Source organism: Streptomyces sp. NPDC059169 (assembly GCF_042755225.1).
Taxonomy (GTDB): Bacteria; Actinomycetota; Actinomycetes; order Streptomycetales; family Streptomycetaceae; genus Streptomyces.
In genome coordinates this window covers 82,909-103,506 of the sequence record NZ_JBHZCF010000022.1, presented here as the reverse complement: position 1 = coordinate 103,506, position 20,598 = coordinate 82,909, and the positions used below count along the sequence as shown (strand labels likewise).

Genomic DNA, 20,598 nt, shown 5'->3' with positions numbered 1-20,598 from the left:
GGATCACGGGCGGCGCCCTTCGGTGTCTGGGTCGGTCGGGCCGTCGATGGTCTGCGTTCCGGTACCAGACGCCGGCGCCATGCCCGTCACGCGCCGCGGTTTCGCAGGGGGTCCGCGGCGCGTGACGCGCTTTCAGTTCATGATCTCCTCCAGGGGCTGCCATGGCTCGGTCAGGCCGAAGGCGGCCGGGCCGAAGACTTCGAGGGCGGCGGAGGTGCGCATGATCGGCGGAGTGGAGATCCCGAAGACACGGACGCGCATGCCGTAGCGGAGGGTTTCCGTGGTGATGGGCATCGCCGTGTCGGCGTCGAGCAGGGTGATCAGATCCGGCACGATCGCCACGACTCGGCCGTCCACGGTGGCCAGCAGGTTCTCGTTGCGGAACTCCACGCGCATTCCGGCGGTGCCGCCGCCGAACTCCTCGATGAGCGCGTGTCCTTGGGTGAACCCGTCGCTGACTCGTCGTACGACGTCGACCACCTTGCCGGTGAACAGCACCCGTCCATGCTCGTAGGGGGTGTGCCGCAGCGCGTCGACGAGCGCATCGAAGGGGTCTTCGTGGCGACGCTTTGCCTCGCGCGTCGTCCGGCCCAGGGTGAGTGCCAACTGCAGCGTCCTGGGGATGGCAGTGCGCTTGACCTGCTCTCCGGTCATGGGGTATTCAGCGATGTGTGCCGAGCCTCCCATGCGGATGGTCAGCGCGCGTGCGTACCACTCGGTCCGCTGGTTGTCGGCACCCGTGTCCACGATCGCCGTGTGGCCTCGCTCGTCCGCGATGGCCAGGGGGGACGCCGATATCCCGTAGACGCTGAAGGTCTCCATCTGCAGTTCGGGAAAGGCTCTGCCCATCCCGTCGGCGTCCACTACCGGCAGATCTGCGCGGGCGGCGACGAGGAGCGGGATCATCGAGTTCAGACCGCCGCATTCCATCGGGATGATCGCATCCGCCTTCCGCCCGAGATGTTCCTCGAGGCGGCGGAGTGCGGTCAGCGACTCGAGGCCCGTGGGGATCTTCTCCAGCACCACTGTCGGTGCTCCCATCATCGCCGACGCGACGACCAGCGTGTCCTGTTGGAGTTCGTCGGGGTCAAGGACCCGGATTCTGCAGCCGTCGGCAAGGGCCTGTTCCACCAGGAGCCGTCCGATCAGCGGGTCTCCTCCACCACCGGTGCCGAGCAGCGCGGCACCGGTTGCGAGATCGACGAGGTCTTCTTTCATCAGTTCGTAGGCCATGATGGCTCCTCCCTCGTGGGTCGTCAGGACGTGGCAGCGAGGTCGCCGGCGGCCTTCACCCGAATGCGGGTGGCGTTGCCGGGCAGATAGGCCAGCGGCACTTCGTCGACGTCGACGATGTGCACGGTGGAGGGCTCTGCACCCGCCGCGACAGCTTTGGCCACCGCCTCCTGGCGTGCCTGGTCCAGGACGGCGTCGCGGGTTCCGGGAGCGACGGAGAACACCCGGTCCACTTCCGCTCCGATCTGGGCCATCGCCGCGCCGACGGCGTTCGCCACGGCGAAGTGCTCAGGCCGAAGCACCTTGGTCGCGCCATCAAGTTCGTCGGGGACGAGGATGCTGCCACCGCCGACGGCGACCACGGGCACCGGAGTCGGGCTCGTGCGCATCCGGTCGACCACGTCCTGGATGCCATGGGCGATGTGTTCGAGAGCCGTGCTCACCAGGGTCTTGTCCAGGTGGGCGACACGGGCGGGATCTCCGATGTCGGCGCGCCCCGCGGCCACCGCGATGTCGGTGGCCGTGAGGGTGTCCCCGCCGAAGACGAGGGCCTGTTGGGTCACCTGGTAGCCGACGCTGTCCGGGCCCACCGTCACCGGCCCGTTGCGGAACACCCGGCTGCCGCCTCCGATGCCGACCGAGAGGACGTCGGGCATCCGGAAGTTCGTTCGCACGCCGGCGACTTCCACCTCGGTGGCCGCTTCCCGTGGGAACCCGGACTGCAGCATGCCCACATCCGTGGTTGTCCCACCGATGTCAACCACGACGCACTGATCCACTCCGGAGAGGTAGGCGGCGCCGCGCATGGAGTTCGTCGGTCCGGACGCGAAGGTCGCCACCGGGTAGCGGCGGGTGAAGCCGATGTCCATCAGGGTGCCGTCGTTCTGGCTCAGGAACAGCGGCGCGGAGATACCCGCTCGGTTCAAGGCATCGCCCAGTGCGGTACAGACGTGCTCGGCGACATCGCGAAGACATCCGTTGATCACCGTGGCGTTCTCCCGCTCCAGCAGCCCCATCCGTCCGATCTCGTGGGACAGACTCACGTGAACTCCCGGAAACCTGCTGGTGATCAACTCTTCTGCCTGCCGTTCGAACTCGGCGTTCACCGGCGAGAACACGGAGGAGATGGCGATGCTGCGGATGCCGTTGTCGACCGCGTCCTCGACCGCAGCTACCACTTCCCCCTCGTCGAACGGGGAGATGGTGCGCCCGTCGAACTCGTGGCCCCCGTGGCAGAGGTACGACCTGCCCTTGATGGCTGCAACCAGTCGCTCGGGCCAGGCGATCAGTGGTGGCAGACCGGAGGTCGCGGGCAGCGCGAACCGGATGGCCGCCGTCGGTGCCAGCCCCTTCGCCTCGACGAGTGCGTTGACGAAGTGCGTGGTTCCGATCATGACGGCTTGGATATCCGCAGGGTCGAACTGCGCCTGCCGGCGCAACATGTCGACGGCCCGCGAGATTCCGGTGGTGACGTCTGGTGTGGTGGAGGTCTTCGCCGTGGACCGCACCTGGCCGCCTTCAGTGAGGACGGCATCGGTGTTGGTACCGCCGACATCAATCCCGATCCGCATTGCGGTTCCCCTCTCGTGACAGTTGCTCACATCGCCACCAGTGTCTTCGGCGCCTCGATAGCGGTGGGCTGAGTGGAGGCGGGCCGGATCAGCCCAGTCTTGCCAGCGAGTGTGTAGAGCACGATCGAGGCGATGAGCGAGTTGAGGGCACCGATGCCGATCGGGGCGTACCAGCCGATCAGAGCGGATGCCAGCCAGACGACCAGAGTGGCGGGTACCCAGGTGGGCTCACTGGCAGGCAGCGCCGTCCCAGCGGCTTCGAGCTCGCCGCGGAAGCGCTTGACGACGAAGTACTCGGCGACCATGATCCCGGCGATCGGTGGGAAGGCGACCCCGAGCAGGATGAGGAAGTCGATGAAGTGCCCGAGGATCCCCGCAGCCGCCAGCACACTGCCCACCAGTCCGACACCAGCCGTGACGACCTTGCGATTGAGTGAACGTCCGGTCGTGGTCGAGACGAAGTTGACGACACCGAGGGAGCCGGAGTACAGGTTCCAGTCGTTTATCTTGAGCGTGCCGGCGATAAGGATCAGTGTTCCTACCCAGCCGGTAGTCGAAGTGATGATGTTGACGATGTCGCTGGTCCTCAGGGCATGAGCAAGCAGTACTCCGGCCAGGGCGACCATGTACTCCCCCAGGGTCACTCCCACCAGCGTCTGCTTGACGACGTCGCTGGGCTTGCGGTTGAAGCGGGTCATGTCCGGGGTTATCACCATGCCCACCATGAAGCCGCCCGCGACGAGGGTGGTCCCGGCAGCCAGACTCAGCGCCTCCCCTGGCGGGCCTTCGGTGACGAGTGCGCCGATGTCGTGCCGAGACAGTTCGGAGACGATCGACCACCCAGCCAGCGCAAGGAAGGCAGGAACGGTCAGGTAGGCGGCCCAGGCCATCGAATGAAAGCCGAAGATCACTACTGAGGTGACCACGAGACCGAAGAGGAGAGAGAGCACCCCCACCGGCAGCCCCGGTAGGAACTGGTGCAGCCCCTCAGCGGATACGGCGCTCTGCACACCGAACCAGCCGATCAGGCTCAGCGCGATGACCAAGCCGATGAGGCTCGAGCCGTACCGACCGAAGCCGGTCCACCGCGCGAGCACCGACGTGCTCAGCCCCTCCCGCTGGCCGATCAGGCCGGTGCAGATCGCCACGGCTTCGAGGATCACCGAACCCAGCGTGATCGCCAGCACGGCGTGCCAGAACGTCATGCCGAATCCGAGTGCCGCGCCGAGCAGAAACTGCGACAGAGCGGAGATCTGGCCGAACCGCTGGACCGCGACGGTCCACCAGGAGTAGCGGGCACCTGCGGGGACACGCTGAAGCACGTAGTCGTCCCCGGCCTGTCTTTGTTCCATGGAACACCTCTGTTCAAATCAGGATGAACTGGACCACTGCGGTTGTCTCCGACGCTAGGTCTTGAAGGGGGGACTGTCAGTGGGCAAACTGTCCATGAATCACGATGCAGGTGGGTAAAGTGCCCTCTCCGAGACGAGAGAGGTGACCATGAGCTGGATCCTTGACGCGGCCGATCTACGGCCTCTGGCCACCGGGGCCTCGGTACTGGGCTCAGGGGGCGCTGGGGACCCCTGGCTGTTCGAACTGTTGGCCCGGGAGGTGCTGGCCACGTACGGACCGGTCACCGTCTACGACCACGCTGATCTACCGGACGAAGGCATGCTGATCAGCACCGGTCTGGTCGGCTCCGTCACCGCGTTCACCGAGAAGCCGAGCAACGGCTATGAATGCACCCGTGCGTTCACCCGGCTACGCGACGCACTCACCCCAACGCGCCCCGTGTATGTCTGCGGCTACGAGACCGCCGGCGTGAACGCCTTCCTCCCCCTGATCGTGGCCGCACAGACACAAACGCCCCTGGTGGACGTCGACTGCATGGGGCGAGGGCTGTCCTGGCTGGACCAGACCACCTACGACGCGGTCGGTATTCCGATCGCACCGTTCACTCTGAGCGACTCTCGCGGCCACACCATCACCGCCGAAGCCATCACCGGCCACGAAGCCGAGCGGTACATTCGCACCCTCACGGTGACGATGGGTGGCTGGTCGGCGTTCGCCGGGTATCCCGTCGACACTGCAGCTGCGGGAGCAGCAGGCGTCCATGGCGCACTCGCCCGAGCACTGGGACTCGGACGCTCCCTTGACGCCGAGCCGAGCCGTCACCTCGGATCCGGGCGTGTCAGCGAGGTGACGTGGCAGCCCGGAGTCGAAGCCGCGCACGGCAGCGTTGTCGTGTGGCTGGGCCCACCGGACAATCGCCCGCTACGCATCGAGACCCGCAACGAGTTCCTCATGGTGCTCGACCGGGGCCAGATCGTCGCCACGGCACCGGACATCATCTGCCTGCTTGACCAGCGCACCAGGACGCCCTTGCTCACGGAGACGGTAGCCGCCGGCTACCAGGTCGACGTGCTTGTCTACCCAGCCCCCAGCCGGTGGACCGAACCAGCGTTCTCCCATCTCGCTTCACCCGCGGCATTCGGATACAGCTGGGCTCAGTCATGACCGGTCATCCCACAGTCCGTCAACTTCTCGCCGGCACGGTGCTCGACGGAGCATCCCTGCTCGGCGGGGCCGGGGGACTCGAGCAAGCCGTGGCCGACGTACACCTGTGCGCCCCGACGGAACCGGACCTGACCAGGTTCAGTGCTCATGCGGCCCTGGTCCTCGACGACCCGAGCGGATACCAGCTCGAGACCTTGCTGCCGAGGGCCCGCGTATCCCAGGCCAGCGCACTGATCGTGCACACCGCAACGGCGTCGGTCCTCAGCTCTACCAGGTGGCTGGCCGATCGCCTGGCGCTGCCCCTCGTCTCCGCGTCCGGAGCCACGCCATTGGACCTCGCGCAACGCCTGCACGCCCTTGTACACAGCGCTGAAACACAGCGGGGACTCACCTGTGCCCGGCTCGCGGCGCACCTCAGTCGACGCCCCGCCAGTCCTGCGAGCACCGTGCGAGCCCTGAACACCCTTCTGCCCGCTCGCTGCGCGATCCTGAGCTCCGAGGGGACCCCGCTGGCCGGGGAGGCTCCGACCCGACAGTTGGACGACACGCTGCGCACTGCGGTTGCCGCGACGATCCGAGACGAATCCGGGGTGCTCGTCGCACTACCGGCCGGCACGACCGGCAGGCGTGGAGCACCGCTATGGCTGATCGCCGAGACACCCGACGTCACCGACGCCGAACTCGACACCGTCAAAGCCGCCCTCGATATCGCCGCTTGGGCCGTCACGGCCTGGTCCACGACCAACCAACTCGAAGCCGCGCGTGATGCCGCCTTCCAGTCCTCGGTGCTCACCGAACTCCTGACCCTGGGCGACCAGGTCACGCCGCCAACAGTCGAGCAGGCCCTCGAAGCAGGCTGGACCCTGGACGGCTGGCACATCGGCGTACGCATCCGCCCGACGGCGACGACCACCCCGCGGAGCCAAGCCACCACTTCACGCCTGCGCCACGCCCTGGAATTCCAAGGGCTCGTCGCTCCCCTGGTGGAACTCGGCGGCAGCTGGGCAGCGTGGCTGAGTGAGCGAGACGAACCGACTCCCAGTCGGTTCTCCGCCATCATCAACGCCGTCCGCCGATCACTCACCTCCATCCCCGGCACGGCCCTGGTGGCTGGAATCGGCAGAGCGCAGCCGGGGCCCTCCGGGCTGGCCAAGTCCCTCACCGAAGCCTGGGAGCTCGCCCAGATCGCAGGATTGTCCCCGGGCCGGCACCGGGTCGAGCACGCCGACACGACGGATCCCCGCCGCCTCATCCTTACCGTCGCGTCGGGCAACGAGACCGTACGCCGTAGCCACCTCCTGCTCGGCGCACTGCTGGAACCTGCCAACAAGACACTCCTGGACACCCTGGAGACGTATCTGACACTGGAGTCCTCGGCTTCCGCCACCGCCAAGAGCCTCCACGTCCACCGAAACACCGTGCTCAAACGGCTGGACCGGATCGAGAAGCTACTCGACATGCGGCTGGAGGACCCAGCCATCCGATTCGCCCTGCGCATCGCCTGCCGTGCAGCGCGCTGAGTTCTTTCGTCCGTGGTGGTGTACCTCTTCGCGGTACGGCCGATCAAGCGCTCGGATGCGCGGGTCATCGCCGCATCGACGCGGCTCGGGCCGTCCATGGCGCTGATGGCAGGTCAGCCGTCCGCGGCACAAGAGGCATACCGCGACGATCACATATCGCCAGCCCCGACGACAGCACGCCAAAGTCAGCGGCTCGACTCGGTGCAGGGTGAGTTGTGCAGGAGCCTTCCACTTTGATCGTGTACACCGGTTGTCACTCTGCGATGGCCAACGTAGTTGATCTTTGTTCGAAGACGGCTGACGTGGGGTAGCCGATCGTGGAGTGTCGGCGCAGGCGATTGTCGAAGTCGAGCCAGCGGAAGACCACGAGCCGGGAGGCTCGTTCGGTCGTGCCAGCCACGCCCGTCGGGAAGGATCTCCCGCTTGAGCGAGGCGAAGAAGGACTCCGCGGGGCGTTGTCCGCGGAGGTGCCGACCGCTCCCATGGATAGGCGGATCCCGGCCTGGTGGCAGGCGCCGGTGAACACCTTCGCCCCGTACTGAGCCCCGTGGTCGCCGGGAGGTGCGGTGCGGTCGCTTCAACCCCACAAGACGGAAAGCAACCCGTCTCTACCGTCACGGAATCGGGACGCACTGCACCGTCCTGAGGAGCCAGGATTTTCAGCTGCGCGACTGTCGCGAACGTCCTACGCTGCGCTTCGACGATCAAGGAGAGGGCATGGAATCCTGCGCGGAGTGCGGTGTGTCCCTGGACCAACGATCCTGTGGCGATCTTTTCCATGTCCTGCTCGCGTTGGACCATGAGCGGCAGGCACCCTGGGGGCCGTTGCACGGCGTCTCGGTCGCTTGCTTCCTGTTCCAGCATCCCAGCCGGCTTCCCGCTGACGGCGGTGCGATGGCATGGACGCTCCTACACACCTATCTCGAAGGCGGCCTCAGCGAAGTGGACCGGCTTGTCGGTCGGGCTCGTCGTGGCAACTCCCATCGCGTGACGGGCATGCCTTCACGAGTCGCCGGCGAGGCAGCACTGCCGCAACGGGACACGCCGCCGCTCCGTTTCTCTGTCACGATCGAAGATGTCGCTGTCGACGGGACGTTCCCCGCCGAAGAGTTCACGGAACGCGTCCGGGCCTGGGCCGCCGCCACCGTCGACGCGTGGAGTCGCAGCACGTGACCGACCGTGGGCCCGTCGAGGAGTGAACCCACAGCCTGCTGGGGATGCTGAACGTGACATGGGTGATGCCGGTCAGCCATTCATGATCAGGCCGGTGCCGGTGCGGCAGCTATCGAGCAGGTCCGGGCGGTGCTGGATCTGCTTGAGCCGTTGCTTGACGGCCCTGGTGATCTGGCACAGGTCGGCTACGGCGCGGTTGCGGACTGACCGGCCTCGTCCTCGAACACGATCCAGCCGCCTCACTCAGCCGTGGTGCTCTGGCCCACGGCCAGTCCTCCTTTTTCCACAGCTCGACCGCCTCGTCGCTACGTTCGATGGCTCGGCACGCGGGCGGCTGCCGGGACCAGCCGTGCTGTTTGAGCAGCCGCCACGTGCCTTCCACCGTGTAGGAGACGCGGAACAGTCACCCGATCAGCGTCTTCACCCGCGCCAGCGTCCACCGCTGGTCCACCCACCCGTGAGCAAGCGGACCGCGCTCCAGTTCCCGCTCCAGCCTGGCGATCCATCCCGGGAGCCCGTCGCATGAGGCAGCGGCAACGTGAAGGCAGCTGCGCCAGGCTGGTTTCCGGTGAGGGGCCGGGTTACGGCCAGCCTTGCGTCACCTTGGCGGGGGCTGTGTTCCAGCTTTTGGGTATGAACGTGATCACGTAGGCCCCGCGGTCGAAGTCTGCGTATCCGGCAGACCAGTTCCGGAATTTGCTCTCGTATACCCGCATCGGGCCCATGCCACCGTTGGGCGAGTGATAGTGGTTGGCATGCGTCCACACGGTCTGGTTGCGATCTGCTACTTTTTGGTCCCCAAACCATCCGTAGTCGAAATTGACATAGCTTTCGCCGGAGTTGCTGGGGTTGCGCGAGGTGTTCCTGTCCTTCGACATGTCGACCAGGCCGGTGCTCTGGTTGGGGCGGAAAGCATCAGGGTCGCCGTACTTCCTCTTGTCGGAGGAGCTCCGCGGGTCCTGTCCGCTCCAGAAGTGCTTGGAGTAGATGACCGCCTTCATCCTGGACGGGTCGTAGTTCCCCCCATCTCTGCTCCTGAAGGAGGGGGTGTTCCTCAGCGCCGCGTAGAAGTTCGAGCGGGCGTCTTCGTTGCGCAGTGCGTCGTTGTTTCTTGCGAGTTCTGCCTTGAGGTTATCGAGATAGGTCCCCTCGTCGTGGGCGTTCTCCAGGGCCTTGTTCATGATGGATGCCACGTCGCGAGCCCGTTTGAATCCCTTTCCTTCGTCGAAACTCTCCTTGGCGATGCGCCCTTCGAGCTCTGCCTGTGTCTCGCCTGGCCGGGGGTTGGTGTTCTCCAGAGCGTTTTTGTATGTGCTCTCGTCGAAGGAGGCGAACGCCAGTCTGTTCGTCGGGTAGGGGCCTGAGTTGACCCAGGTGACGCCAACGCAACCGTAGGACAGTTGCTCTCGCTGCTCTTCGGTCATCTGCCGTACCCGGCCATCGCGGTGGCTGTAGACCTGTTGCCACTTGCGTATGTAGTTGCTGACGCCCGTGGTCGCCCTTCCCCCGTACGCTCGGTAGGCGTCAGGGATTCTGTCAAGCGGCTCGGCGGGAGGCGTAACCCTGCCGCTTGCCGCAGCGGAAGCCCCAAGGGATTCGATGGGGCTCGGCAGCGACACCCCTGACGGCTTGCCGGGCTGCCCCAGGCTCAGAGCCTTCTCGTTCAATGCGTTGATGTGCCTGACATCATCTGCCGTCAGGCCGTGCTCTGTGGCGTAGGACTCCCTTTCCTCCCCGTCAACCCTGTTGGCGGCCTGGCTGACCGAAGGTACGAAAGCAGCGGTGCACATCACTACGCCCACGGTGGTGAAGGCGAGAAGTCTCGAGCGTTTGTGCATGAAAATCACGAACTCCTTTGCAGTGAAACGTCATGGAGCGACGGCATGCGAGAGGGACGACGCCGTACAGGGGAACGTCGTGCGCTGCCCTCCGGGACCTGGCCTCGCACTCCTGCGTCGCTGCACCGGAAGCGGTGAGGCATCGGCGCAAGGAGACGCACGGGGGTGCGGGGGACGGCGATGGTGAGTCGCCGGACAGATGGCCACGTCGTCTCAGCCGACCGGAGACCACCACGATCAGGATCCGGTCCGGCCGGACCGATCAGGCAGGGCCGCCGACCCGGCAGTTCGGGCCCCGGGACGACGATGCGTCCCGGACCGGGTGGCCTGGGTCGCGGTGGCGGACCGCGGCACGCGGGGCGGAGCCCATGAAGCTGACACCGTCAGGCGCCGACCGTGGTGAACGTGCGCGTGCACGGCGTCCGTAGCGCGGAAAGAACCGGGACGGCCTGAGTTCGGGCCCGGGCTGAGGACTCTCCTTGGGCTTCCTCTGCGCGACGGTTTCCAACGGTCCCGGGATCGGATCCTTTCACCGTGGTCTCCGGGGACACGGGGATCGGAAGCCAGCCCGCAGGCCGTCCAGTCCGTCCCGTTGAGGGGTTGGTGCATCACATCTCGACTCCCGCACGAATGGTCAGGTTGTACGAGAAAGGATCATGTCCCGGTGCCAACTCCCCGACAACTCAGTGGCTTCACATTCGGCCACGCCGTCGCACAGGGCAGTATTCGGTCACCGCTCCGAGCCAGCCCAACTCTGGAAACGGAGCGGTAACACTCTCCGTACCCCGGGCACATGGTCTGAGGTGAGGCTGCTGGCAGTGAGGTCTCTAATCCCGGGGAGCGTTCGATGACGGCGCTGCCGACCGGGACGAAGGGCCCCGTAGAGAGGTGGTGACCCAGCTGCGGAAGCCGCGGTCAGCACTCGGCAGTTCAAATCCATACGAACCACGCCCGCCTCCAGAAGCGCTGGATCTCCGCCATTCGCCACTGCGAGCTCTCGCTCGCCTCACTCCACCGACAGCCCCGTCACTCGCCCTTCCCCTCTGTGAAAAGGCTGGTAAAGCTCCCTCCGGCCATCACGCGAGTATTGACGGTTCCGAGGCGCCTGGTGTTCGGTTCAATAGTTCAACCGGGAACACTCCGGCCTAAGGGCTCCGTGTGAAAGCGCCTTCGCACAGCTGAAGTCCCGGGAATTCCTGGCGAGTCACATGCTCCACCCACCGGATCGGTGCCATCCTCCAGGCCGTCCACAGACTGCTGGCCCTGAAGCCGCTCGGGATGAAAACGTCCTCCACCGACTGCGTGGGAGCGGCTCATGAGTGCTCCGGGACGCTCGGCGGTATCGGTCTGTGCCAGGACGCCGTGCACCTGACCTACGCCTCCCGATGCGGACACGTCCTGATCGAGCGGGAGTTGCACCTGGCGGCCGGCTGGGCTGGGGACGAGGAGCGCCGTCCGCTGCGGCACGTGCCGGACGAGATCGGTTTCGCCACCAAGCCGCAGCCTGCCGCCGTCATGCTCCGGCGAGCCGGCCCCCTGCGGCATACACCCGGCCGCTGGTTTGCCGGAGACGAGGTATACCGCGGCCCGGCGCTGCGCCGCACCGCCCGCTCACTCGGCTTCGACTACGCCCTGGCCGTCACCGCCGACCACCGCGTCACCAGCGGTGCGGGCCCCTTCACCATCGCCACGCTGGCCGCCAGGGGCCCGGCCCGCTCCTGGATGCGGATGCGCACCGGGCACGGCTTGAAGGGCGACCTGCACTATGACTGAGGCCCTGATCGACGTACGCGCCCACGAAGCCCCTGCCGAGGACACCTGGCACAGCGGCGGACAGGCCGTCGTGATCGTGTGCCGCCACCGCTGCACCTGCGAACTGTCCTTCTACCGCTGCCACTCCACCACCCCGTCAGCCTCGCCGACCTCGTGGACATCATCTGCACCAGATGGGAGATCGAAGAGGACTTCCAAGGCGCCAAGGGCCACCCCCGATCTCGACCAGGGCCAGGTCACCTGCTGCAACTCCTGGATGCGCTGGAGTCTGATCGGCCTGCCGGCGGCGGCCGTCCTCGCCGTCGCCCACAGCCGCGGCTGCAGCCGCGAGTTCGGCGCCGCCGATGCCGAACTCTTCCCCGCCGGCCTTCAGGAACTGCTGGCCATCCGGCGCGTCGTCGTCATCCCTGCGCCTCGCCGCGACCTGGAGCACGTCCTGTTCTGGTGCGCCTGGCGCCGCCATCACCAGCAAAAGTAGCAGTCGGCCGCCGACTCTCGAACAACCTCATTGCAGAGGCGACCCGTTGATTCAGCATCACAGTCAAAACTCACAGCTGCCGTGTACGGGCAGCACATACAAGTCCCGTATCATTTCTACGTATTGACACATATTCATCTCGACATACGAGATGCTCAGATGTAGGAGTGAATCGAGAAGATACCTTCCCTTACATTCGCTGCCACAAAGACCGGCAAACGTAGGGCTTTTGATGTCGCGCTACCACGGTCATACATGAGATTGCAAAGGGAGAACTGATGAAAACTCTAAAGATCGCAGGAATTTCCGGAGTGACGCTCCTCGTGGGCGTGATGGGCACGGCGACCGCTTCCGCCGACACGGCCCAGCTGACCGACCTGGACAAGACCATCGCGTCGCAGTTGCCCTACTGCAACGTCGGGAAGATCGGTGACCCCCAGCCCATCATCAAGATCGACTCGACGGGGGTCACGAGCTCCCATGTCACGGCCGTGCAGGACGGTGATCCCGACATCAGCGTCGGCGACAGCTGGTACCTGGGGACGAGCGAACTCACCAACTCCACGGACAAGACCATCAAGCTCACCAGCCAGTCGTTCACCAAGGCCATCTCCGAGAGCGTGAAGAACTCGGTCAGCCAGGGACTCAAGGTCACCAACAAGATCTCCGCGAAGTTCCAGATCACCAAGGGCATCTCCATCGGTGACGACTTCACCACGGAGTACTCCTTCAACTCCACTACGGAGAGCAGGAAGGAGGAGACGTTTTCCTTCACCTCCCCTCCGCAGGAGATCGACGTCCCGCCGCACACCGTGGCTCATGTCACGGTGAACCTGCAGAAGGTCGAGGCCACCGGGAAGGTGGCGCTGAAGGCCACCCTCGGTGGAACCTTCGACGAGGTCCAGTACGCCCGGGACCACTCGTACGGCATCGGCGAGAAGAACCTCTCACTGTACGACTGCCTCTCCACCGCCCAGAAAACGGGCAGGGCCCCGGCACTTCCCAGCACCCTCACCCTCGACGACGCCAACAAGAAGGTGAAGTTCAACGGCACCGGCACCTACACGGCCACCTACGGGACGAACTACCTCGTGAACGTGACGTTCGCTCCGCAGGTCCCGGGGGCCACGGTCCCCAAGCCCTTCAGCCGCACCATCAGCACGAACGAGAAGGCGTGAGATGTGGCGAAAACTGCGCTTCGCGCCTACGAGGGAAACAACAAGGGCGATGAAAGTCGTCGGACTCTCCGGCTCGTTGCTGCTCGTCGGTACGCTCACGGCGCCGACCGCTTCCGCCGACACGGCCCAGCTGACCGACCTGGACAAGACCATCGCGTCGCAGTTGCCCTACTGCAACGTCGGGAAGATCGGTGACCCCCAGCCCATCATCAAGATCGACTCGACGGGGGTCACCAACGCCAACGCCGTCGCCCACGCGGTCGGTGAGCCCAGCGTCAGCCTCGGCGACGGTTGGTACATGGGGACAAGCATTCTCACCAACGACACCGATGACGCCCTGAAGCTCTCCACCCAGTCCTTCACCAAGAAGGTTCCCGAGGCCATCAGCACGTCCGTCAGGAACGGTGTCACCTTCAAGGGCAAGGTACTCGGCTTGTTGGCCCAACTCGCCAATGTGCCGAAGAAGTTCACCAACACCACGGTGAACTTCGGTGAGAAACAGGTTCAGGAAGTCAATGCGGTGGGAACCTACACCTCGCCCACGCAGCAGATCGAGGTCCCGCCGCACACCGTGGCTCATGTCACGGTGAACCTGCAGAAGGTCGAGACCACCGGACAGCTGGCGCTGAAGGCCACCCTCGGTGGAACCTTCGACGAGGTCCAGTACGCCCGGGACCCCTCGTACGGCATCGGCGAGAAGAACCTCTCACTGTACGACTGCCTCTCCACCGCCCAGAAAACGGGCAAGGCCCCGGCACTTCCCAGCACCCTCACCCTCGACGACGCCAACAAGAAGGTGAAGTTCAACGGCACCGGCACCTACACGGCCACCTACGGGACGAACTACCTCGTGAACGTGACGTTCGCTCCGCAGGTCCCGGGGGCCACGGTCCCCAAGCCGTACACCCGGACCGTGACCGCGCACTAGACGGACGAGTCCCGATGCCGTCGGCGGCCGTAGGCGGTCAGCGTTCGATGGAAGTGTCGAACACGGCCTCCATCAGCCGACGGGCAGGGGAAACGCGGGTCTTCAAGGGCAAGGTGCGGAGGCAGTGACGCGTAGTTGAGCGGCATCCGCCCTGGTCAAGAGAGAGCGGGAGATCGCATACGAGAACGGGACCTCTGGTAGTGCAGTGGATCAACCAGGATCTACCAGCTGCCAGAGGTCCCGTTGACGTGTCAGTCTGCCGTCACCATTCACACGCGCACATCCACGATTGCCAGTTCACTGGGGAGCCTGTCCAAGGGCAGGATGATCGAGCCCTTGTCGTCGCGCTCGGAGATGACCTGGAAGCCAGCACAAACGAGGGGATGCGGAGGCGCTGATCGGCATGCTGGGCCTCCCCCGCGCTGTTCCCCCCTCCCAGCACGCGACGTCCTGATGTACTCGCGGGGCCCGGCACCGATGACGGGCTCGCGGGTGGTTTCGTGGCGTTGTCATAGGTCGAACTCGAGGTGCTCGACGTCCGAGAAGCGGATCTCCTCCAGTTGGCCGGCTCGGCGGCCGCCGTCCTGGAAGTACACCTCCTTGAGCGCTTCGGCAGCGATCTCCTTGAGTTCGCGGTCACTGGCGCCGGCCTGCTGGGCGTCGAAGAGGCGGGCGGCGTAGTGGGGCGGCAGGGCGACGGTCAGGTGGCGGATGCGGTCTTCGTCCGTGGAACCGATCGGCGCGGTATAGCCGAGGCGAGCGCGGGTATCGATGACGATGCCGCCCGTGGTCGCCGCCTTCTGCCGGGCCTTGGCCCGGATCTGCGGCTGCCACCGCTTCTTCACCTCACGCTCCAGGCGCGCGGCGAGGGCCGTGCGAGGGTGGCGGGCCTGGCCGGCCACGTACCGTTCCACCTGGCGCTGGGAGATCCCGAGCAGTTCAGCGACCGCCTTGGTGCCCTTGAGCTGTTTGACCAGGTACCGCACTTGCGGGCCCGCGTGCTTGGGCGCCGGGCGGGTGAACGCCTTATGCACGGCGGTGTCCAGGCCGTCCCCGAACAGACTCATCGTCCATCTGCTCCATTACTCGCCGTTGTCGACGTCGGTGACGGTGCCGTCCTTGATGTACCGGGCGAGGTTGAGTTCCGGTGCGTTGAACCGCTCGCGCACTTCTTCGCCCCACAGCACCTCCTGGGTGCCCTCGTGCTTGACCAAGCCGGGGTTGACGCCGAGCTTGAAGCCGCCGGGCAGCGGCTTTCCGTCCCGGTACGGCAGGAAGTTCAGCGGCGAGGGGCCGTTGGCCGCGTAGACGACGCAGTCGGAGAGGATCGCGACCGGGTACTGCCCGGTGAAGGCGGCGTGCTTGACGATCTTGCGGTGCAGGTTGATGCGGGTCCGGGAGATGACTGCCGCGCGGATGTCCGGCCGCCAGGTGGGCCGGGACAGGGCGCGCCACGGTTCGCCGGGCCGCCAGCCCTCGCCGCGCGGGCGCTCGCGCAGCTTGCCCAGGCCGCCCTTCACCGTGGCTTTGATCGCCGAGGCGACGATCGCGAGCTCCGGGTCGCGGCCCTTGTAATCGTCCATCGCCGTGAGGAAACCCTCCGGCGACAGGTCGGCGTCGACGCCGAGGTCAGCCATCGTGGCGAGGTAGGCATCACGCAGCCGGTTGTACCAACCGTCCAGGTAGCGACCGTTCTCGCGCCGCACCCACGCCTCCAGCGGACGCACCTCGTAGCCGAGCTCCACTGCGTACGCCACCGTCGGAGTCGCGTACCAGGCCGGACCCCCGGGTCGGTCGCCCTTCGGCGTGAACGGAGAGGGCAGCAGGCTGCCGTCCAGCGCCACCCACTCCTCGCCGACCTTCACGCGGGACAGGTCGACGTGGCTCAGGTCGACGCGCCACGAGCCGGGCAGCTTCGGGTCGAACGCCGGGGCCTTGACGTACGTCGCCGCTCCGAGGCCGACGGACAGCCCGTTGGCGCCTGCTGCGAAGGCCATGTTCACGTCGATGCCGACCAGGTACCGCAGGGTGCACTCGGCATCGGTCATCGGGCGCGCCCAGTCGTAGGCCTCCTCGAACAGCTTCTCTTCCGGTCCGCGCACGTGGAAGCGCGGCAGGTCCTTGAGTACCGGGTGCCCGTCGGGAGCTTCGCACGGCGCCGGGTCGACCGGGTTCTTACCCAGGCTGCCGGGGTTGCGCTCGGAGTGCCGCTTGCCGTCAGCGTCCGGCTCGGAAGCGCGGGTCGCCGGGTGCAGCGCGGTCATCAGCTCCAGGCCGGTCACGGCGGTGGATCCGCGCGGCGTCATCACCCGCGAGGCGTACACGCCCAGGACCCGGGCCAGTTCGGCCGGCGGGAGCTGCCCGGCCGCGCCCCAGTGTCGGGTGTCCAGCGCATGCCACGACGGGATGCACAGCTGTACGCAGGCCCGCTCCGAACCGGTCGCGGGGCGGTAGATCCGCGCCCACGGCCCCAACCCCCGCTGCGTGAGCTTCCACTCCGCACGCACGAGTTGCTTGACGACCTTGTGCCCCTCCCCCAGACGCCCGGCGAGCCGCTCCTCCTCCGTGAGCGTGACCGGGAGTCCGTAGCGCTCGAGGGCGGCTTCGGTCAGCACGAGCAGCGGGTCGGCGTCCTTGCCCGGCCCGGACAGCTTCGCCTGACCGAGCTTCGCCTCCTTGAGTGTCCAGTCCACCAGGTACGGCAAGCTCTTGGCGGGAACGTCCAGCACCAGGCCGCCGGTGCAGTACGCCAGAACCTGCCCGTCTTCGACGTCGACGACCGCCAGCGGCCCGTTCTCGAACCGCGGGTCGGCGCCGCCCGTCGAGACTCCGGCCGACGCCGCCTTCCGCGCGCCGGGACGGCGCGAGGTCGACGACGGCCCGGTGGTGCGCGCCCGGCGGGGCGCAGCGGCCGGAGCGGCGGGGCGCCGTGCGCTCTTCGCAGGCTCTGCAGTCGGGCTTGTGACTCCGGTGCGGTCTTGGACCGGTTCGGCAACCGACGGTGCAGGAGCGGTCACGGCCGGAACGGCAGGCGTCTCGGGAACCGCCGTGTCTTTAGGGGGCACCGGAGCATGGGCGGGGTACAGCTGGGCGAGTTGCTTGAGCATGCGGGCGTATGCGTCGCGCTCCGGCGGCCGCGGCTCGGTCCTACCGCCCTCCCAGCCACTGACCGTCGCGCGCCGTACCTTCAGTGCGGCGGCCACCTCGTCCAGCGTCAGACCGTGCGCCTGGCGCAGTCGTTTGCGTTCCGCCGGGGGCGGCAGCGGAGATCGGGAGGCGACCAGCGCGTCGACCGCGTCGAACAACTCGGACATGGGATACCTCCTGGCGATCAGGCTACCCCATGAACCGTACTTTTCACGTACATTGCACGTACGAAGGTCGCCCCTATCGCGCACAATTCCTTTGATGGTCGTGACGTGTGAACGGCTCCGCGATCACGTCCGCGCGTGTCCTGTGCCATCGAAGTGTGATCAGTGCGGAGTGCGGGTGGTCAGGGGTGGGGGCGGGGCGACTCGCGGAGGCGTACGCGGATGCGGATCTGGCCGCGTGCGAGACGACGTCGACCAACCGGGACCGGGTCCCGGGACGGGTGGTTCAGTCCGGGTGGTGCGTCGAGTCTCGGTGCTCGGCGGAACCGAGAGACCGCGGTAAAGGTCTGAGGCGGTCAGGCAGCCGGACGCCGCCCTGCCCCACCATGAGACCATGGCCGAATGACTGCGAAGCTCGACAACGCACGTGGCCTGTACCTTCACGGGATTCGCGACGGCAAGGCACGTGAGGCCCTCGACCGGTACACCGGCGACCGGTACACGCAGCACAGCACGGGAGTAGGTGATGGCAAGGAAGGCTTCCTCTCCTTCTTCGAGCCCTTCCTCGCACGCAATCCCCAGCGTGACATCGAGGTGGTCCGCGCGATCGAGGACGGCCGGTACGTGTTCCTGCACGTGGCGCAGACCTTGGGCGGCACGACGCACTGGGTGACCGCCGACCTGTTCGACACCGACACCAACGACCGGATCGTCGAGCACTGGGACACGATCGCCGCCGGCGGGCGGACCACCCCGTCCGGCCACACCCAGACCAGCGGTGCGACCGAGGTCACCGACCTCGACCGCACGGAAGGGAACAAGCAGAAGGTCTCCGACTTCCTCGTCACGGTCCTCCAGGACGGACACACCGAGCGCATCGCCGAGTTCATCTCCCCGGATCAGTACGTGCAGCACAGTCCCGAGGTGGCTGACGGCATCGACGGCTTCACCGCGTTCATGGCGGGTCTGGCGGCTGGGGGAAAGTCGCTGACGTATACGAAGGTGCACCGGCTCATCGGCCAGGGGAACTTCGTCGTCGCCCTCAGCGAGGTCGACTGGGCGGGCACTCCCACGGCCGTGTTCGACATCTTCCGCCTTCAGGACGGTCTGATCGTCGAGCACTGGGACGTCGCCGAACCGATTCCGTCCCCTTCTGCGGCGAACAACAGCGGCAAGTTCTGACAGCCGGGCCCGGCCCGGCCCGGCCCGGCTCCGAGAGCGACAACCCCATCACCACAGGCCGGCGCCGAGTCCTGCCGCCTTGCCCAGACCGAGGCCAAGCAATCGCAGGCGAAGAAGCATCCGCCCAAAGCCGGCTGACCGGGGGGCGACTAACCTCCTTGGCCTCGGGCTCGGCGATCCAGGTACTCCATCAGCCGTGTTTCCGAACGTGCAAGCCTCTCCCGTTGTTCGCCCGGAAGCGAAGCGAGGGCGTCGTCCAGAGCCCGCTCTCGTGGTACATGCACCATGTTGCCGGAGTAGATCCGGCAGCGGGCACACCAAGCAAGTGCGATGCACCGCTCGAACATGGACGACTCGGGCGGATGGAATCGGTACTGGTACGAGCGGACGGTCGTTCCGCAAGCGGCACAGACCCGACGGTCCCCGTCGAATGTCGTGTCCCAGGTCGCGACCTTGCGCCAGGGCTGCCGCCCGGCCGGTGCTCTTCAAGTCGTCATGTCCAGCATTCTCTCCCACAGCGCATCGTTCGGCACAGACGTCCCGAGCAAGCCGGGACCGGAGGAAACCCCCGTACCTCATGAACCGGCGCAACTGCCGGCTAGCGATCCGTCGACCTGCTGGGGTACCAGGTCGTTTGAGAAGGCTGCGGCACAAGCTTCTCGAACGACCTGGCATGCGCGGACGTCGCGATCTCGGCAGGGGAAGGACCTCCGGTGGAAGGGTCCTGGGTTGGGAGAGGTTGCCGCCGGAGGACACCGAGCGGAGGACGGAGCTGCTGGTGGACCGACTCGCCCTGCTCTGACACACCGTTCGGGCGGACGGGCGGCCGAGCACAGGGGGCCGGCCGCCCCTGAGCCGTCGACCGGGCCCGGTACCCTCGCCCGGATCCCGCGCCGGCCCTGCCGGAAGTCTTGACACCGCACCCTCCACCAAGGCTAACTGATTGATCAGTCAGACTAGTGGGTTCGGTCAGGAGGATCCGTGCGGAGCACTTCGTATCCGACGTCCGCCGGCCCGGAACCCGCGCGCCGACGCGTACTCCGCCCGGATGTCCACAGCGGCACGGTGGCCCTGGTGACCGGTGGCGGCACCGGGATCGGGCGGGCCACCGCGCTGGACCTCGCGGCCGCCGGAGCGAGTGTCGTCGTCTGCGGCCGCCGCGCGGATCCCCTGGAGGAGACTCGGCAGGCCGTGGCAGAACTCGGCGGCTCCTGCCTGGCCGTGCCCGCGGACATCCGCGAGGAGGAACAGGTCACCAACGTGGTCGACCGGGCGCTGGAGGCGTACGGACGCATCGACGTCCTGGTCAACAACGCGGGCGGCCAGTTCTCCGCCCCCGCGGAGGAGATCAGCCCCAAGGGCTGGCGGGCCGTGCACCGGCTCGCCGTGGACGCCGCGTGGGCAGTCACCCGTGAAGTGGCCCGCCGGGCGATGATCCCGCAGTGTTCGGGCGTGGTCGTCTTCGTCGGTTTCTCGCCCCGCCGGGGCATACCTGGCTTCGCCCACGCCGCATCGGCGCGGGCGGCAGTCGAGAACCTCGCCTCGGGCCTCAGCCAGGAGTGGAGTCGCTACGGCATCCGCACCATCTGCGTCGCGCCCGGCACCATCGCCACCGAAGGGCTCGCCGAGAACTACTCCGAGGCCGAGCGGCGGAGCTGGGGCCCATCGGTGCCGCTGGGACGTTTCGGCCGCCCGGAGGACGTCTCCGAAGTGATTGCCTTCCTCGCCTCTCGCGCGGGCTCGTACATCACCGGTACGACGGTGGTCGTCGACGGCGGTGCGGACGCCTGGGGCGCCGGGCGGGCCGTCCCGGCGCGCGCGGAACCCCGGCGCGAATCCGGGGACGGTGACGCAAACCACGCGCCCTGAGCCCGCTGCCACCCCGAGCGCGCATCC

18 protein-coding genes are annotated in these 20,598 nt (G+C 66.8%); 10 read left to right on the top strand and 8 right to left on the bottom strand.

The window, feature by feature from the left end; genetic code table 11:
* Positions 1–132 precede the first annotated feature (132 nt).
* The 3 genes from ACFXOM_RS31505 to ACFXOM_RS31495 are packed head-to-tail and all read right to left on the bottom strand — an operon-like array spanning position 133 to position 4,156.
* Positions 133–1,233 (bottom strand): DUF917 domain-containing protein, encoded by a 1,101-nt coding sequence (locus tag ACFXOM_RS31505; RefSeq protein WP_384945939.1) that lies wholly within the window; start codon positions 1,231–1,233, stop codon positions 133–135.
* A gap of 23 nt (positions 1,234–1,256) precedes the next feature.
* Positions 1,257–2,804: a hydantoinase/oxoprolinase N-terminal domain-containing protein gene (locus tag ACFXOM_RS31500; protein ID WP_384945937.1), complete on the bottom strand. Its 1,548-nt coding sequence runs from the start codon at positions 2,802–2,804 to the stop codon at positions 1,257–1,259.
* Positions 2,805–2,830: 26 nt separating this feature from the next.
* Positions 2,831–4,156: a purine-cytosine permease family protein gene (locus tag ACFXOM_RS31495; protein ID WP_384936280.1), complete on the bottom strand. Its 1,326-nt coding sequence runs from the start codon at positions 4,154–4,156 to the stop codon at positions 2,831–2,833.
* Between the two features lie 148 nt (positions 4,157–4,304).
* Between ACFXOM_RS31495 and ACFXOM_RS31490 the strand changes: the two genes are divergently transcribed.
* A complete protein-coding gene (locus tag ACFXOM_RS31490) occupies positions 4,305–5,321 on the top strand; it encodes a DUF917 domain-containing protein (RefSeq protein ID WP_384936283.1) in 1,017 nt (338 codons plus the stop codon).
* Positions 5,318–6,841, top strand: a complete 1,524-nt coding sequence (locus tag ACFXOM_RS31485; protein ID WP_385040666.1) for a PucR family transcriptional regulator — start codon at positions 5,318–5,320, stop codon at positions 6,839–6,841. Before ACFXOM_RS31490 ends, ACFXOM_RS31485 begins: the two co-directional genes overlap by 4 nt.
* A 253-nt stretch (positions 6,842–7,094) precedes the next feature.
* On the opposite strand, the gene ACFXOM_RS31480 is transcribed toward ACFXOM_RS31485, so the two are convergent.
* Positions 7,095–7,241, bottom strand: coding sequence for a hypothetical protein (locus ACFXOM_RS31480; protein WP_384936290.1), 147 nt, complete (start codon positions 7,239–7,241; stop codon positions 7,095–7,097).
* Positions 7,242–7,558: 317 nt separating this feature from the next.
* On the opposite strand from ACFXOM_RS31480, the gene ACFXOM_RS31475 reads away from it, so the two are divergent.
* Positions 7,559–8,014, top strand: a complete 456-nt coding sequence (locus ACFXOM_RS31475; protein ID WP_384936292.1) for a DUF5946 family protein — start codon at positions 7,559–7,561, stop codon at positions 8,012–8,014.
* 109 nt (positions 8,015–8,123) lie between these two features.
* On the opposite strand, the gene ACFXOM_RS31470 is transcribed toward ACFXOM_RS31475, so the two are convergent.
* Both ACFXOM_RS31470 and ACFXOM_RS31465 read right to left on the bottom strand, forming a co-directional pair.
* Complete coding sequence (locus ACFXOM_RS31470; protein ID WP_385040716.1) at positions 8,124–8,417, bottom strand: winged helix-turn-helix domain-containing protein; 294 nt, start codon at positions 8,415–8,417, stop codon at positions 8,124–8,126.
* A gap of 178 nt (positions 8,418–8,595) precedes the next feature.
* Positions 8,596–9,852, bottom strand: coding sequence for a protein-glutamine gamma-glutamyltransferase (locus ACFXOM_RS31465; protein WP_385040714.1), 1,257 nt, complete (start codon positions 9,850–9,852; stop codon positions 8,596–8,598).
* 1,278 nt (positions 9,853–11,130) lie between these two features.
* Between ACFXOM_RS31465 and ACFXOM_RS31460 the strand changes: the two genes are divergently transcribed.
* From ACFXOM_RS31460 to ACFXOM_RS31445, 4 genes are all read left to right on the top strand, one after another.
* Positions 11,131–11,625, top strand: coding sequence for a transposase (locus tag ACFXOM_RS31460; RefSeq protein WP_385040664.1), 495 nt, complete (start codon positions 11,131–11,133; stop codon positions 11,623–11,625).
* Entirely contained in the window at positions 11,618–12,103 is a 486-nt protein-coding gene (locus tag ACFXOM_RS31455) for a hypothetical protein (protein ID WP_385040662.1), read from the top strand. Before ACFXOM_RS31460 ends, ACFXOM_RS31455 begins: the two co-directional genes overlap by 8 nt.
* A gap of 278 nt (positions 12,104–12,381) precedes the next feature.
* Entirely contained in the window at positions 12,382–13,281 is a 900-nt protein-coding gene (locus tag ACFXOM_RS31450) for an ETX/MTX2 family pore-forming toxin (protein WP_385040659.1), read from the top strand.
* A 49-nt stretch (positions 13,282–13,330) separates the two neighbouring features.
* Entirely contained in the window at positions 13,331–14,209 is an 879-nt protein-coding gene (locus ACFXOM_RS31445; protein ID WP_385040656.1) for an ETX/MTX2 family pore-forming toxin, read from the top strand.
* Positions 14,210–14,718: 509 nt separating this feature from the next.
* On the opposite strand, the gene tpg is transcribed toward ACFXOM_RS31445, so the two are convergent.
* On the bottom strand, positions 14,719–15,276 hold the full coding sequence (gene tpg / locus ACFXOM_RS31440; protein WP_384936306.1) for a telomere-protecting terminal protein Tpg: 558 nt from the start codon (positions 15,274–15,276) through the stop codon (positions 14,719–14,721).
* A 15-nt stretch (positions 15,277–15,291) separates the two neighbouring features.
* Positions 15,292–17,523, bottom strand: coding sequence for a telomere-associated protein Tap (gene tap / locus ACFXOM_RS31435; protein ID WP_385040653.1), 2,232 nt, complete (start codon positions 17,521–17,523; stop codon positions 15,292–15,294).
* A gap of 399 nt (positions 17,524–17,922) precedes the next feature.
* On the opposite strand from tap, the gene ACFXOM_RS31430 reads away from it, so the two are divergent.
* From ACFXOM_RS31430 to ACFXOM_RS31420, 3 genes are all read left to right on the top strand, one after another.
* Positions 17,923–18,702 (top strand): nuclear transport factor 2 family protein, encoded by a 780-nt coding sequence (locus ACFXOM_RS31430; RefSeq protein ID WP_384936311.1) that lies wholly within the window; start codon positions 17,923–17,925, stop codon positions 18,700–18,702.
* 673 nt (positions 18,703–19,375) lie between these two features.
* The gene (locus ACFXOM_RS31425) at positions 19,376–19,504 is read left to right on the top strand and encodes a hypothetical protein (RefSeq protein ID WP_384936314.1); all 129 of its coding nucleotides are present in this window, start codon (positions 19,376–19,378) and stop codon (positions 19,502–19,504) included.
* Positions 19,505–19,683: 179 nt separating this feature from the next.
* Positions 19,684–20,571, top strand: a complete 888-nt coding sequence (locus tag ACFXOM_RS31420; RefSeq protein WP_384936317.1) for an SDR family NAD(P)-dependent oxidoreductase — start codon at positions 19,684–19,686, stop codon at positions 20,569–20,571.
* Positions 20,572–20,598: the final 27 nt, after the last annotated feature.

Excerpts from the sequence above, each read along its gene's own strand:
- ACFXOM_RS31425 (WP_384936314.1), top strand. The coding sequence starts at position 19,376 with ATGCGCGGACGTCGCGATCTCGGCAGGGGAAGGACCTCCGGTGGAAGG.
- ACFXOM_RS31500 (WP_384945937.1), bottom strand. The coding sequence starts at position 2,804 with ATGCGGATCGGGATTGATGTCGGCGGTACCAACACCGATGCCGTCCTC.
- ACFXOM_RS31460 (WP_385040664.1), top strand. The coding sequence starts at position 11,131 with ATGAAAACGTCCTCCACCGACTGCGTGGGAGCGGCTCATGAGTGCTCC.
- ACFXOM_RS31490 (WP_384936283.1), top strand. The coding sequence starts at position 4,305 with ATGAGCTGGATCCTTGACGCGGCCGATCTACGGCCTCTGGCCACCGGG.
- ACFXOM_RS31455 (WP_385040662.1), top strand. The coding sequence starts at position 11,618 with ATGACTGAGGCCCTGATCGACGTACGCGCCCACGAAGCCCCTGCCGAG.
- ACFXOM_RS31505 (WP_384945939.1), bottom strand. The coding sequence starts at position 1,233 with ATGGCCTACGAACTGATGAAAGAAGACCTCGTCGATCTCGCAACCGGT.
- ACFXOM_RS31430 (WP_384936311.1), top strand. The coding sequence starts at position 17,923 with ATGACTGCGAAGCTCGACAACGCACGTGGCCTGTACCTTCACGGGATT.
- ACFXOM_RS31450 (WP_385040659.1), top strand. The coding sequence starts at position 12,382 with ATGAAAACTCTAAAGATCGCAGGAATTTCCGGAGTGACGCTCCTCGTG.
- ACFXOM_RS31485 (WP_385040666.1), top strand. The coding sequence starts at position 5,318 with ATGACCGGTCATCCCACAGTCCGTCAACTTCTCGCCGGCACGGTGCTC.
- ACFXOM_RS31475 (WP_384936292.1), top strand. The coding sequence starts at position 7,559 with ATGGAATCCTGCGCGGAGTGCGGTGTGTCCCTGGACCAACGATCCTGT.
- tap (WP_385040653.1), bottom strand. The coding sequence starts at position 17,523 with ATGTCCGAGTTGTTCGACGCGGTCGACGCGCTGGTCGCCTCCCGATCT.
- ACFXOM_RS31445 (WP_385040656.1), top strand. The coding sequence starts at position 13,331 with ATGAAAGTCGTCGGACTCTCCGGCTCGTTGCTGCTCGTCGGTACGCTC.
- tpg (WP_384936306.1), bottom strand. The coding sequence starts at position 15,276 with ATGAGTCTGTTCGGGGACGGCCTGGACACCGCCGTGCATAAGGCGTTC.
- ACFXOM_RS31465 (WP_385040714.1), bottom strand. The coding sequence starts at position 9,852 with ATGCACAAACGCTCGAGACTTCTCGCCTTCACCACCGTGGGCGTAGTG.
- ACFXOM_RS31495 (WP_384936280.1), bottom strand. The coding sequence starts at position 4,156 with ATGGAACAAAGACAGGCCGGGGACGACTACGTGCTTCAGCGTGTCCCC.